The 12919-nt window shown below is 59.4% G+C and carries 13 protein-coding genes; 3 read left to right on the top strand and 10 right to left on the bottom strand.

All coding sequences use genetic code 11. The features are described from left to right. Positions 1–48: 48 nt before the first annotated feature. The 8 genes from rpsO to QZ869_RS14180 form a co-directional block, all read right to left on the bottom strand. The gene (rpsO, locus tag QZ869_RS14215; RefSeq protein ID WP_296015909.1) at positions 49–318 is read right to left on the bottom strand and encodes a 30S ribosomal protein S15; all 270 of its coding nucleotides are present in this window, start codon (positions 316–318) and stop codon (positions 49–51) included. 281 nt (positions 319–599) lie between these two features. Then, a complete protein-coding gene (gene truB, locus QZ869_RS14210) occupies positions 600–1532 on the bottom strand; it encodes a tRNA pseudouridine(55) synthase TruB (RefSeq protein ID WP_296105563.1) in 933 nt (310 codons plus the stop codon). Between the two features lie 3 nt (positions 1533–1535). Continuing rightward, positions 1536–1952, bottom strand: a complete 417-nt coding sequence (gene rbfA, locus QZ869_RS14205; protein WP_296015904.1) for a 30S ribosome-binding factor RbfA — start codon at positions 1950–1952, stop codon at positions 1536–1538. 182 nt (positions 1953–2134) lie between these two features. After that, positions 2135–4867 (bottom strand): translation initiation factor IF-2, encoded by a 2733-nt coding sequence (gene infB, locus QZ869_RS14200; RefSeq protein ID WP_296105561.1) that lies wholly within the window; start codon positions 4865–4867, stop codon positions 2135–2137. Positions 4868–4968: 101 nt separating this feature from the next. Then, positions 4969–5661, bottom strand: coding sequence for an RNA-binding protein (locus QZ869_RS14195; RefSeq protein WP_296015899.1), 693 nt, complete (start codon positions 5659–5661; stop codon positions 4969–4971). Next, entirely contained in the window at positions 5658–7262 is a 1605-nt protein-coding gene (gene nusA, locus QZ869_RS14190) for a transcription termination factor NusA (protein ID WP_296015896.1), read from the bottom strand. Before nusA ends, QZ869_RS14195 begins: the two co-directional genes overlap by 4 nt. A gap of 61 nt (positions 7263–7323) precedes the next feature. Continuing rightward, a complete protein-coding gene (gene rimP, locus QZ869_RS14185; RefSeq protein ID WP_062443144.1) occupies positions 7324–7908 on the bottom strand; it encodes a ribosome maturation factor RimP in 585 nt (194 codons plus the stop codon). Further along, entirely contained in the window at positions 7908–8216 is a 309-nt protein-coding gene (locus QZ869_RS14180; protein WP_296015892.1) for a hypothetical protein, read from the bottom strand. The genes rimP and QZ869_RS14180 overlap by 1 nt, the downstream gene beginning before the upstream one ends. Here QZ869_RS14180 and QZ869_RS14175 point away from each other — a divergent pair. Continuing rightward, positions 8195–9823 (top strand): MFS transporter, encoded by a 1629-nt coding sequence (locus QZ869_RS14175; protein WP_296105559.1) that lies wholly within the window; start codon positions 8195–8197, stop codon positions 9821–9823. The two genes, QZ869_RS14180 and QZ869_RS14175, sit on opposite strands and share 22 nt — an antisense overlap. A 30-nt stretch (positions 9824–9853) precedes the next feature. Next, positions 9854–10333, top strand: a complete 480-nt coding sequence (locus tag QZ869_RS14170) for a GNAT family N-acetyltransferase (protein WP_296105558.1) — start codon at positions 9854–9856, stop codon at positions 10331–10333. Here QZ869_RS14170 and QZ869_RS14165 read toward each other — a convergent pair. Then, complete coding sequence (locus QZ869_RS14165; protein WP_296105556.1) at positions 10330–11595, bottom strand: lytic murein transglycosylase; 1266 nt, start codon at positions 11593–11595, stop codon at positions 10330–10332. The two genes, QZ869_RS14170 and QZ869_RS14165, sit on opposite strands and share 4 nt — an antisense overlap. A gap of 23 nt (positions 11596–11618) precedes the next feature. After that, positions 11619–12224, bottom strand: a complete 606-nt coding sequence (gene recR, locus QZ869_RS14160) for a recombination mediator RecR (RefSeq protein WP_296083728.1) — start codon at positions 12222–12224, stop codon at positions 11619–11621. Between the two features lie 58 nt (positions 12225–12282). On the opposite strand from recR, the gene QZ869_RS14155 reads away from it, so the two are divergent. Next, positions 12283–12894, top strand: a complete 612-nt coding sequence (locus QZ869_RS14155; RefSeq protein ID WP_296105554.1) for an MOSC domain-containing protein — start codon at positions 12283–12285, stop codon at positions 12892–12894. The last annotated feature ends 25 nt before the right edge of the window (positions 12895–12919 follow it).

The raw sequence follows: 12919 nt of genomic DNA, 5'->3' as shown, positions 1-12919 counted from the left end.
CAAAAAACCGGCGGGCACCTTAGAGAAGGAAACCCGCCGGTCAAGATGTTAGCGGCGAATGCCCAGCGTGCCGATCAGCTTCGTGTAACGGCCTTCGTCCTTCTTCTTCAGATAGTCGAGAAGCGAACGGCGGCTGGAAACGAGCGTCAGAAGACCACGACGAGAGTGGTTGTCCTTCTTGTGGCCCTTGAAGTGTTCGGTCAGGTTGTTGATCCGCTCGGTCAGGATTGCGACCTGAACTTCAGGCGAACCGGTGTCGCCTTCCTTCGTTGCATATTCCTTGATGAGGGCGGCTTTGCGCTCTGCAGTGATCGACATCGTAAGATCCTTTCTATTTTAAGGAAAAACAGGTCGCCAAGGGCCGGGATGTCGTCCAGCGATGGCCATTCAATAGCAAAGGCAAGGCCTAGCTGGCGCTGCCTATAAACCAATTGGCGGATAAAGGAAAGAGGCGATGGCAATACCGGCACATCGCCACTGCGGGAAACCCCCTGAAGCAGCACGCGTTAGCGTCCCTATGCCATGCGCCAAATAGAAAAGCCGGCGACCAATGATCGCCGGCATAAACAGCATTTGCAGCGGGTCAACCTGGTTTCGGCTTAGCCGAAAACGCGCTTTGGGCGGAATTCTCCCTGGCCGATCTCGCCGATCGCCACCAGTTTGCCGCGGGCGGTCGCATAGGCTTCGGATTCCTGCGTCGGCGCATCGCGTCCGCGTAGCAGAATGGGGTTGCCCATCTTCAGGCGGTGGGCTTGATCATCATTGATGATGAGATGCGGCAGCGAAGACAGCGCTTCCGATGTATCGATGAGATAGGCGTCGAGTGCTGCCAAGCGCTCGTCGCGGTCTTCGATCGACTCAAGTTCGGTCAGCTTTTCCAGCGGCACCATCGCATCTTCGGCAAAAGGTGCGACCATGGAGCGACGAAGCTCGGAGATGAAACCGTAGCAGCCGAGATCGCGGCCCATGTCACGCGCCAGCGCACGGACATAGGTGCCCTTGCCGCATTCCACTTCGAAATGCGCGGTGTTTTCATCCGGACAGCCAAGCAGCGTGAGCCGATGAACCTCGACCTCACGTGCAGGAATTTCCACCACTTCACCCTCACGGGCCAGGTCATAGGCACGCTCGCCAGCAATCTTGATGGCGGAAAACTGCGGCGGGATCTGGAGAATCGTGCCGGTGTATTTTGGCAGAAGCTCGCGGATTGCCTGCTCGCTGGGACGATTGTCGGAGCTGTTGAGTACCTCACCCTCCATATCGTCGGTGGTGCGCTCTTCACCCCAGGTGACGCAGAACTCGTAAATCTTGCGGCCGTCCATGACGTAAGGCACGGTTTTCGTGGCATCGCCTAGCGCAATCGGCAACATGCCAGAGGCCAGCGGATCCAGCGTTCCGGCATGACCTGCCTTCTGCGCATTGAACAGCCATTTGATCTTGGAGACGGCCTCGGTAGAGCCGAAATCGAACGGCTTGTCGAGAATGAGCCAGCCGGAAACCGGGCGGCCCTTAGGTTTGCGTGGTTTGGACATTCTTCAGTTCTGTTCGTCGTCTTTTTCGTTGGAAGATCCAAGATCGCGCTGCACTTCCGGAGAACGCAGCAGGGCGTCGATCTTCTGATAATTGTCGAAGCTGGTATCGTCGCGGAAGCGGACTTCCGGAACATATTTCATCTGGCGCAATTGCGGTCCCAGCCGTCCACGAATGAACTTGGCGTGCCGGTTTAAAGCATCGATGCTTTCGGTATGGTCGGGAACGCCAAGTGGCGTCACATAGGCGGTGGCGATCTTCAGATCGGGAGACATGCGCACTTCCGAAATCGAAATCACCGTCTTTTCCAGAAGGTCGTCACGCACTTCGCCGCGCTGAAGAATTTGCGTCAGAGCCGCGCGAACCTGCTCGCCGACGCGCAGCATGCGTTGTGAAGGGGCTGATGAAGTTGCTTTTGCCATTGTTATTCTTGCCTCAGCATATTGGAAGACGACAGTCGGCACGCTTTGCAGCTCTCCGACCTTTGTTTCCAGCACTCTCGCCAGAAGGTTTCTTGTAAACCCTTCTACCGGAGTATCTTAAAATTCAGCGAGCGCCGGTTAGCCAGCGCTCGCTCTTAAAGTTTTACAATCAAGCAGAGCGCTTAGAGCGTTCTGGTAATATGCTCGACGCGGAAGCACTCGATCGTGTCGCCAGCGCGGATGTCTTCGTAGTTCTCGAAGGCCATACCGCATTCCTGACCGACCGGCACTTCGCTGACTTCGTCCTTGAAGCGCTTGAGCGTCTTGAGCTTGCCTTCATGGATGACGACGTTGTCACGAACCAGACGGACGCCTGCACCACGTTCCACCTTGCCTTCGACGACACGGCAACCGGCAACCTTGCCGACCTTGGTGATGTTGAAGACTTCGAGGATTTCGGCATTGCCGAGGAAGGTCTCGCGACGTTCCGGCGAAAGAAGACCGGACATGGCCGCCTTCACGTCATCCACCAGATCGTAGATGATGTTATAGTAGCGGATCTCGATGCCGGCGCGCTCAGACGCTGTACGGGCCTGGGCATTGGCACGGACGTTGAAGCCGATGATCGCGGCGTTGGATGCTTCTGCCAGAGAAATATCCGATTCCGTGATGGCGCCGGCGCCCGAGTGGACAATGCGTGCGCGGACTTCGTCGGTACCGAGCTTTTCGAGCGATGCGATGATCGCCTCCACGGAACCCTGCACGTCGGCCTTGATGACCAGCGGGAACTCCTTCATGCCGGAGGTCTGTAGCTGGCTCATCATCTGCTCGAGAGAACCGCGCTGGCCAGTTTGGCGAGCAACGGCCTTGTCGCGGGCAAGACGCTGACGGTACTCGGAAATCTCGCGAGCGCGGCTTTCGCTTTCGACGACGGCGAAACGGTCACCGGCAGACGGTGTGCCGGACAGGCCGAGAATTTCGACCGGCATGGCAGGACCCGCTTCCTTGACGTGGTCGCCCTTGTCGTTGACGAGTGCGCGGACGCGGCCCCACTGATCACCAGCAACGATGATCTGGCCAGGCTTCAGCGTACCCTTCTGAACGAGAACGGTCGCTACTGCACCACGACCACGGTCGAGTTCGGCTTCGATGACCGTGCCCTCTGCAGTACGGCTTGGGTCTGCCTTGAGGTCGAGGATTTCGGCCTGCAGCAGGATGGCTTCGAGCAGCTTGTCGAGGCCCTGCTTCTTCTTGGCCGAGACTTCGACGTCAAGCACTTCACCGCCCATGGATTCCACGAAGACTTCGTGCTGGAGCAGCTGCTGGCGAACCTTTTCAGGGTTTGCCTCATGCTTGTCGATCTTGTTGATCGCCACGATGATCGGCACGCCGGCTGCCTTGGCGTGATTGATCGATTCGATCGTCTGCGGCATCACGCTGTCGTCAGCCGCAACCACGAGGATCGCGATGTCGGTTGCCTGCGCACCACGGGCACGCATGGCCGTGAAGGCGGCGTGGCCTGGGGTGTCGATGAAGGTGATCTTCTGGCCGTTCTGCTCGACCTGATAGGCGCCGATATGCTGGGTGATGCCACCGGCTTCGCCAGCAACCACGTTCGCCTGACGGATGGCGTCGAGCAGCGAGGTCTTGCCGTGGTCGACGTGACCCATGATGGTGACGACCGGAGGACGCGAAACCATGTCGCCTTCGACGTCGGCAACATTGAAGATACCTTCTTCAATGTCGGATTCCGACACGCGCTTGACGGTGTGGCCGAATTCGCCGGCAATCAGTTCGGCCAGATCGGCGTCAATGACGTCGCCCGGCTTCATCATCTGGCCTTCCTTCATCAGGTACTTGATGACGTCCACCGCACGTTCGGACATGCGCTGCGACAGCTCCTGAATGGTGATGGTCTCGGGCAGGACAACTTCGCGGGAAATCTTCTCGCGGGTTTCCTGCATCTGGCTGCGGCGGAACTTCTCCTGGCGACGGCGCATGGAGGCCAGCGAACGGCCGCGCTGCGCGCCCTCTTCGTCGAGGTTCGATGTGACGGTGAGCTTGCCGCGGCGACGCTCTTCTTCCGTCTTCAGACGGGCAGCGGGCTTCGCGGGCGCAGGGGCTGGCGCCTTGCCGCGCATTGGCATGCCGGTGCGGCGTGCGCCACGATCGTCCTCGTCATCCTTGTCGGTGCGGCGAACGCCCGGAGCGCCACGACCGGGCATCTCCGGCGCAGGTGCAGGCGCCGCTGCTGCGGGCGAGGGACGCGTGGACTGCGGGCGAACGTCACGGCGCACAGGCTGCGCTGTTGCGGTCGTCGGACGAACTGCGGTCTGCTCTTCTCTGGCAGGTGGCTCGTTCTCAGCAGCCTTGGCAGCGGCAGCCTCTTCAGCCGCGCGACGCGCTGCCTCTTCCTTCTCCGCGGCAATGCGGCGCTCTTCTTCCACCTTGCGGCGCGCTTCGTCTTCCGCGCGTTGCTTGGCTTCGACCACGTCGCGAGCCTGAGCTTCCATCAGCGCCCGACGGCGTGCTTCCATCTCACCGGCAGAGAGGTCGTGCAGCACGTTTCCGCGCGGACGATCCTGCTGGCGCGGTTGAGCCGACGGCTGAGGACGCTGCTGGTTGTTGGTCTGCTGAACGCGAGGTGCCGGATGAGACGGCTGCGGGCGCGGTGGAACCGGCGCCGCAGGCGCTGCTGCGCGTGGCTGCTGGGCAACAGGAGCTGCGGCTGCGCCACCTTGCTTCTCGTCTTCAGGACGCATGGGGCGACGCTTGCGTGTTTCCACGACAACTGCGTTGGTGCGACCACGACCCATGTCCTGACGCACGGTACCCTGGTTCAACCCACCCGGCTTGAGGGTGAGAGTCTTCTTGGGTTGTGCGTTGAGTGTCTTGTCGTCGTTGTTATCGGTCATTCCGTTCCCGTTCCTACAGACGAGAGCCGGATGACACCATCAGGCCCTGTCTTTCAATAGCTGCATCCGAACGCGGCGGCCGGTGTTGTCCGATAACCGCGTCATTGTCGTTCTGTCCGGGCAGCGCCAATGTCCGCTGGAGCTTTTTCGCCATGGCGATATCGCTCGAGCATCTTTGCGCGCTTCACTACACCCTCACCCGCCTGTCCTGCAAGCGCGCAGGCATGGATAAAAGCATTCTGGCCCAATAGTTCGTCCATTTCGGCCCCGGTAAAGAGCTTCAAGGACGGTATTTCATCGGCACCCGTACCGAGTGCCCAGGCCTTGCGGGCCTGATCCAGTTTCCGAACGCCATCAGCGGCGGCATCGGTTGCGTGGAAGACCGCCAGCGCCTGTCCGGAACGGACGGCCGCATCGACCTTCATGGCGCCGCTGATGAACTGGCCAGCTTTGCGCGCCATGTTCATCATGCCCGTTACCTGCTGCGTCATCAGCCGGTCCAGCATCTCAAGAAGATCCGGTCCAGCCTTGACGTCCGTTTTCAAGGCGCGCGCAAAGAGCTTCTTTGCGATCGCCTTTTCCACCAGCGCTCGGTCGGCTGTCACCCAGCAACCGCGCCCCGGCAATTGGCGCTTCAGGTCCGGCACGATTTGCCCGTCCGGGCCTGCGACGAAGCGGATCAACTCATCTGGCGATCCACTCTGTCGTGTAACAATGCACATACGTCCGTTGACGTTGCCTTCTGCCAGATCCTCATCGGACCCGGCATCCGGTTCATGCGCCTGCGATATCATTCCTCAACGGCGGTATCCGCCTCCTCGGCAGCCTGCTGTTCAGCAGCCAGTTCTTCTTCGGTGATCCAGCCAGCCAGAAGACGAGCCTGCAGAACCATGTTTTCGGCCTCGACGCGAGAGACGTCGAGCTTGGAGAAGATGCCGTCGAACTTTTTGGTCTCGCCATCCTTGCGCTCGGTCCAGCCGACGAGATCGTCCGCTGCGCAGCCGGCAAAGTCTTCAACCGTCTTGATGCCGTCTTCGCCGAGAGCCACCATCATCTGCGATGTCAGGCCGTCAATCTGGCGCAATTCGTCGGCAACGCCGAGTTCCTTGCGCTTGGCATCCATTTCCGCTTCGACGCGATCGAGATATTCCTTGGCGCGCGTCTGGATTTCGACAGCGGTGTCTTCATCGAAGCCGTCGATAGAGGAGATTTCATCCAGCTCGACATAGGCCAGTTCCTCGACCTGGGCGAAGCCTTCGGATGCCAGAACCTGGCCGACCATTTCGTCGACGTCCAGCGCTTCCATGAAGAGGTTGGTACGCTCGTTGAATTCCTTCTGACGACGCTCGGACTCTTCCTGCTCCGTCATGATGTCGATATCCCAGCCGGTCAGCTGCGAAGCGAGGCGAACGTTCTGACCGCGACGGCCAATCGCAAGCGACAGCTGCTCGTCGGGAACGACCACTTCGATACGCTCGGACTCTTCATCCAGAACGACCTTGGCCACTTCCGCAGGCTGAAGCGCATTGACGATGAAGCTTGCAGGCTCCTGGCTCCAGGGAATGATGTCGATCTTTTCGCCCTGAAGCTCACCAACGACGGCCTGAACGCGCGAACCGCGCATACCGACGCAAGCACCGACCGGATCGATCGAGCTGTCATTGGAAATCACGGCGATCTTGGCGCGCGAACCCGGATCACGGGCAACCGACTTGATCTGAATGATGCCGTCGTAGATTTCCGGCACTTCCATGGTGAAGAGCTTGACCATGAACTGCGGATGGGTACGCGACAGGAAAATCTGCGGGCCGCGCTGCTCGCGACGAACGTCATAAACATAGGCGCGGACGCGATCGCCGTAGCGCAGGTTTTCGCGCGGGATCATCTCATCACGGCGGATAATGCCTTCGCCACGGCCGAGATCGACAATGACGTTGCCATATTCGACGCGCTTGACCGTGCCGTTGATGATTTCGCCGATACGATCCTTGAACTCGTCGAACTGACGGTCACGCTCGGCTTCCCGAACCTTCTGCACGATGACCTGCTTGGCGGACTGGGCAGCGATACGGCCGAAATCCATCGGCGGCAGCGGATCGGCTATGAAGTCACCGAGCTTGGCATCGGGGTTGCGGTCGCGTGCCAGTTCCAGCGGAATCTGGGTGGAGTAATCTTCGGCCTTGTCTACCACTTCCAGAAGACGCTGAAGGCGGATTTCGCCGGTCTTGGAGTTGATGTCGGCGCGAATATTGGTCTCGGAACCGTAACGCGAACGGGCGGCCTTCTGGATGGCATCGGCCATTGCGGCAAGCACGATCTCGCGGTCGATGACCTTTTCGCGCGCCACAGCATCGGCGATCTGCAGAAGCTCAAGCCGGTTAGCACTCACTGCCATTTTTTTGTCTCCGTAAGTCGCATGTTTGCGTTGGAAGAGCCCCGCAGGGTCTCTCAAAAAATCAATCTTCGTCTGCTTCTTCGTTCTGATTAGCAGCAGCGGCCTTGGCCTGCTTGTCCGCCTTCAGCGCGTCACGAATAAGGTCATCTGTCAAAACCAGTTTGGCATCGGACAGCGTGTTGAACGGGATCGTCACGACCGGCTCTTCGCCATAGCCGATCTGGTCGCGCTCGAGCTTAAAGCTGTCAGCATCAACTTCCGCGATCTTGCCACGGAAGCGCTTGCGATTATCCACCAGGATCGAGGTCTCGACCTTGACGAGATGCCCCTGCCAGCGAACAAAATCGGACTTGCGAACCATCGGACGGTCGATGCCAGGCGAGGACACTTCCAGATGATACGCCTTTTCGACGGGATCTTCCACATCGAGAACCGGCGAAATGGCCATCGAGACGGCTTCGCAATCCTGAACGGTCATGGTCCCGTCTTCACGTTCGGCCATGATCTGCAGTGTCGAGCCATTCTGGCTGGAAAGCCGGACCCTGACAAGCACGAAACCCATTCCGGTCAAAATCGGCTCGATGATCTCGGCGATCCGCTGGTCGATGCCTGTTTCGGTTATCAGTCTCGGTTCGGCTGCTGCCATTATGCTCTTCCGGTGTTCTTTGCGCGGAACATCTGCTCCGGTTTGACGATCCGCCTAACGAAAAAGAGCGGGGCCTTGGGGACCCCACTCTTCATCAGACGATCAAGAATTTGAACGGGGATATAAACCCTTCTGTCCGGAAATGCAAGGTTTGCGGCGCAAATCCGAATATTCGATTTTTTCTGCCACAATTTCACCTTTGCAGCGTTTGAATGGGTGGTGTCACCGCCATCGACCTTTATAGTGCCTGCTGCCAGAACAGCAGTTGAAATCAATTGGATCGCTCGTGCCCGACCGTCAATCGCCACTCGCGCCACTCCGGCACCCGACCTACAAACGCATCTGGTTCGCCAGCATCGCGTCCAACTTCGGCGGGCTCATCCAGGCCGTGGGTGCCGCATGGATGATGACCGCACTTTCGACGTCCGAGAACATGATCGCGCTGGTGCAGGCCTCTACCTCGCTGCCGATCATGCTGTTCTCGCTGATTTCCGGCGCGCTCGCCGACAGTTTCGATCGGCGTCGGATCATGCTGTCCGCGCAGTTCCTGATGCTTGCCGCGTCGATCCTGCTGACAGTCTTTGCCTGGGCGAATCTTCTGACCCCATGGCTGCTTCTGTTCTTCACCTTCATGATCGGCTGCGGTACGGCGCTGAACAATCCGTCCTGGCAGGCATCGGTCGGTGAGATGGTGCCGCGGGAGGACTTGCCCGCGGCAGTGACGCTCAACAGCGTCGGTTTCAACATCACCCGCAGTGTCGGTCCCGCCATCGGAGGTGTCATCGTCGCCGCAGCCGGTGCAGCGGCAGCCTTTCTCGTCAATGCGCTCAGCTACTTCACGCTGATCTATGCACTGTTCAAATGGCAACCGCCAAAGAACAATTCGACGCTCCCGCGTGAGCAGTTGCTGGCCGCGATTTCCGCCGGCATGCGCTATGTCGCGATGTCGCCCAATATCGGCAAGGTACTGGTGCGCGGCTTTCTCTTCGGCCTTTCCGCCAGCGCCATTCTGGCGCTGATGCCGCTCGTGGCGCGTGATCTTGTCGAAGGCGGACCGCTGACCTACGGCATCATGCTCGGCGCTTTCGGCGTTGGCGCTATCGTTGGGGCGCTGATGAGCGCCAGGCTCCGCGAGATGATGAGCAGCGAGTGGATCGTGCGGGTCGCCTTTCTAGGCTTTGCGCTGAGCGCCGGCGTTACCGCCATCAGCACCAATGCCATCATCACCAGCCTGTTTCTGACGATTTCAGGTGCCAGTTGGGTTTTGGCGCTCTCGCTCTTCAACACCATCGTGCAGCTTTCCACGCCCCGCTGGGTCGTGGGGCGCGCGCTATCACTCTACCAGACGCTGACCTTCGGCGGCATCGCGGTCGGCAGTTGGCTCTGGGGCTCTCTGGCGGAAGATCACGGCCTGACCTTTTCGCTCCTTTTTTCCTGTGTGCTGATGCTGCTTGGCGTCGTCGTCGGCTTCAAGCTCACCATGCCGGCCTTCGCCTCACTGAACCTCGATCCGCTGAACCGCTTCGTCGAGCCGCCGCTGCGGCTGGATGTTAAACCCCGCAGCGGCCCGATTGCGATCATGGTGGATTACGAGATCGACGATGCCGATCTGCCGGAGTTCATGGCGATCATGGCAGAGCGCCGTCGCATCCGCATCCGCGATGGCGCGCGCAACTGGAGCCTGATGCGGGATCTGGAAAACCCGGATGTCTGGACGGAGATCTATCACGTCCCGACCTGGGTCGAATATGTCCGCCACAACCACCGACGAACCCAGGCCGACGCGGAAAGCTGGGATCGCATCCTGACGCTACACAAGGGCAAGACACGCCCCCGCGTCCACCGGATGATCGAGCGCCAGGCGATCCCACCGCAGGACGATATTTTCCACAAGGCCCATATCGATCCGCATTGAGACATGTAAGCTTAAAAATCGGAGTTGTGGGTGAATAATCGTGAAATCATCCTTAGGAAGGCTGACGCGTCGGAGGGTGAGCAAGTCGCGAGAATTTCGCGGGCCTCGCGCCAACACTTTTTACCCTACCTTCCCGACCTCCACAACATTGACGAAGACATTGCATATTTCAGCAATGTCGTCCTCAAGCAGAGCGAGGTGTGGTGCGCCGAGCAGCACCGCGCCCTCGTTGGCTTCTGTGCGTTTCGAGAGGGGTGGCTGGATCACCTCTATTGCCTACCCGAATATGTCGGTTGCGGCCTAGGTGCCAAACTTCTCGATATATCAAAACAAGGACAAGACCGACTCAGCCTATGGGTGTTCCTGCGAAACGAGCGTGCCATTCGTTTTTATAAACGGAACGGTTTTGTCAAAATCAGCGAAACAGACGGGTCCGGCTGCGAGGAAAAGCTACCGGACGCACTATTTATGTGGCGACGCGATAGTGTCACCAATGACTTACCGTCCTAACGTAAGCGCCCCTTCAACGAAGCATCAGGAAAGCAGGTCGGCTTCAAGCCGTTCTTTGCCTGCCAATCACCCAGCGATCGGCGGGTCTTGAAGCCGGCCAGGCCATCGGCCTTGCCGACATCATAGCCCTTGGCGACCAGTGCCTTCTGCATGGCAAGCACGTCGGAGCGGAGCATGGAGCCGACATTGCCCCATTCCGCCTTGAACGGACCCGCACCATAGGCAATGCGATCAGCGAGATTGCCGATGAAGAGGGCGTAGAGATCGGAGTTGTTGTATTCCTTGATGACGTAGAAATTCGGCGTCACGACGAATTCCGGGCCGTGGCGACCGGCGGGAACCAGCATCATGCCATCGGCACTCAAGTCGTTGGACGGGAAGCCTTTTCCAGAAATACGGGTGATGCCCATCTTGGCCCATTGAGACACCGGCTTCGCCAGATCCGGACCTTCCTGCGCGCAGGAAACATTGTCTGGTATGGAAACCTCAAAACCCCAGTCGCGGTCGCGCTGCCAGCCGCGTTTCGATAGATAGTTGGCGATGGATGCCAAGGCGTCGGGTACCGAATTCCAGATATCGCGATGGCCGTCTCCGTCGAAATCGACGGCATATTTGAGGTAACTCGACGGCATGAACTGCGGTTGCCCGAGCGCGCCAGCCCAGGATCCCATCATCCGCGAGGGTGGCACGTCGCCGCTTTCGGCAATCTTCAGCGCATCGATCAGCTCGGCCCGGAACATGTCCTTGCGGGTGGAGGCATAGGCCTTGGTCGCCAATACGTCGATGACGGAATTGGGAAGCTTCGCACGACCGAAACCAGACTCACGGCCCCAAATGGCGATAACGATATTGCCAGGAACGCCATAGGTCGCTTCGATACGCTTGAGGGTGGCAGCATGGGTGGCGGCAAGCGAGCGCCCCGTTGCCGCAAGACCCTGAAGCCGCTTTTCGGAGAAGTACGCGCCAGGAGAGGAGAACTCGGCCTGGCTTTGCGCCTGCTCCTTGGGTGGCTTCTGGCCCGGCACGAGAACGTCCGGCAGTTTCCAGTTGATCGTCAGGCCGCTCAATGCGGCTTCAAGCGTCTTTTGCGACACCCCGGCCTTTTTCGCTTCCGGCCAGATTTCCCGCTTCAGCCATGCATTGAACTCCGCATCGTATTTTGCGGCCGCCGCTCCCGTCGGGATAGACTGGGCAAGTGTTGCGCCTGAAGAGAGAAGAGAAACTGCGGCGGCAACTGCAAGGCCGATGGTGTGAGCGCGCATTCGGTCTCCTTATCGTATGCTATTTAAATCGCTGTGCGGGCTCGAAGCGCCGCGCTCAGCGTGCCTTCGTCGAGATAATCCAACTCGCCACCGACCGGAACGCCATGGGCGAGGCGCGTGATCTTGACGTCGAGATCGGTCAGTCGATCGGTGATGTAATGCGCGGTCGCCTGACCCTCGACGGTGGCGTTCACGGCAATGATCAACTCGCGAATGCCGCCGACACTCACGCGGTCGATCAGGCCCTTGATGTTCAAATCCTCAGGGCCGACCCCATCCAGCGGGGAGAGCGTGCCGCCCAGCACGTGATAGGCCGTGTTCATCGCCCCTGCCCGTTCCAGCGCCCAGAGATCGGACACATCTTCCACAACGATGATGACCGACTGGTCGCGCTGCACATCGGTACAGACAGTGCAGGGATCGATCGTATCGACATTGCCGCAACAGGAGCAGATCTTGACCTTGTCATAGGCTTCGCCCATGGCGCTCCCAAGCGGGCCGAGTAACTGCTCCTTCTTCTTGATGAGGTGCAGCGCCGCGCGGCGCGCAGAGCGAGGCCCAAGTCCCGGCACCTTTGCCAGAAGCTGGATCAGTTTTTCGATTTCGGGACCGGTGACTCGTTTTGCCATGGAGCGTTTCTACTGCATTATTCGTTGAACGGGAATCGGTAAGGGCAGAAGGCATCTCATGAAAATTCAGGCTATTTGTCGCGCCGATGCACAGGCGCTACCCGGCAAGACATCCAAGACCGGCATCTTCAAGCACGCTGTAAATGGCCCTGTGATGGTGGACGTACAAGGCATCGTCGGTGACGCGGTTTGTAACCGCAAGCACCATGGAGGACCGGACCAGGCCATCTATGCCATGGGCTCGGGCGACCTCGACTTCTGGACCGGAGACCGCGGTCACCCAATCGAGCCCGGATTCTTCGGCGAAAACCTTGTGATCGAAGGCATGGACAGTGCCGCGCTTTGCGTCGGGGATCGGCTTGAGCTTCAACAGGTGACGCTGGAAGTCACCGCCGCGCGCATCCCCTGCGCCACACTCACTGCCCGTGTCGGCGACCCGCATTTTGCCAAGCGCTTTCGCGATGCAGGTCATCCCGGGGCTTACTGCCGTGTCCTTCAAACCGGCATGATAGAGGCCGGGGAGAGTGTGACCCTCATACCGTATGCCGGGACGAAACTCCCGATCCCCGTCATCCTCCAGCGTTTTCGGCCCAGCCGCTTGACGCAGAAAGAGCGCGCCGCTTTTCTCGGCACGCCCCTTGCCAGCCGCTTTCGCGAGATGATCGCCTAAGTCTTGGCGGGCCATGCCGCCAAAG

It is taken from the genome of uncultured Agrobacterium sp. (genome assembly GCF_913777885.1).
Taxonomy (GTDB): Bacteria; Pseudomonadota; Alphaproteobacteria; order Rhizobiales; family Rhizobiaceae; genus Agrobacterium.
This window is presented reverse-complemented; position numbering and strand designations above follow the sequence as displayed.

Bases quoted from the DNA above. Each gene is read 5' to 3' on its own strand.
- QZ869_RS14165 (WP_296105556.1), bottom strand. From the start codon at position 11,595: ATGCGCGCTCACACCATCGGCCTTGCAGTTGCCGCCGCAGTTTCTCTT.
- rpsO (WP_296015909.1), bottom strand. From the start codon at position 318: ATGTCGATCACTGCAGAGCGCAAAGCCGCCCTCATCAAGGAATATGCA.
- rimP (WP_062443144.1), bottom strand. From the start codon at position 7,908: ATGGCAGCAGCCGAACCGAGACTGATAACCGAAACAGGCATCGACCAG.
- QZ869_RS14155 (WP_296105554.1), top strand. From the start codon at position 12,283: ATGAAAATTCAGGCTATTTGTCGCGCCGATGCACAGGCGCTACCCGGC.
- nusA (WP_296015896.1), bottom strand. From the start codon at position 7,262: ATGGCAGTGAGTGCTAACCGGCTTGAGCTTCTGCAGATCGCCGATGCT.
- rbfA (WP_296015904.1), bottom strand. From the start codon at position 1,952: ATGGCAAAAGCAACTTCATCAGCCCCTTCACAACGCATGCTGCGCGTC.
- truB (WP_296105563.1), bottom strand. From the start codon at position 1,532: ATGTCCAAACCACGCAAACCTAAGGGCCGCCCGGTTTCCGGCTGGCTC.
- recR (WP_296083728.1), bottom strand. From the start codon at position 12,224: ATGGCAAAACGAGTCACCGGTCCCGAAATCGAAAAACTGATCCAGCTT.
- infB (WP_296105561.1), bottom strand. From the start codon at position 4,867: ATGACCGATAACAACGACGACAAGACACTCAACGCACAACCCAAGAAG.
- QZ869_RS14195 (WP_296015899.1), bottom strand. From the start codon at position 5,661: ATGATATCGCAGGCGCATGAACCGGATGCCGGGTCCGATGAGGATCTG.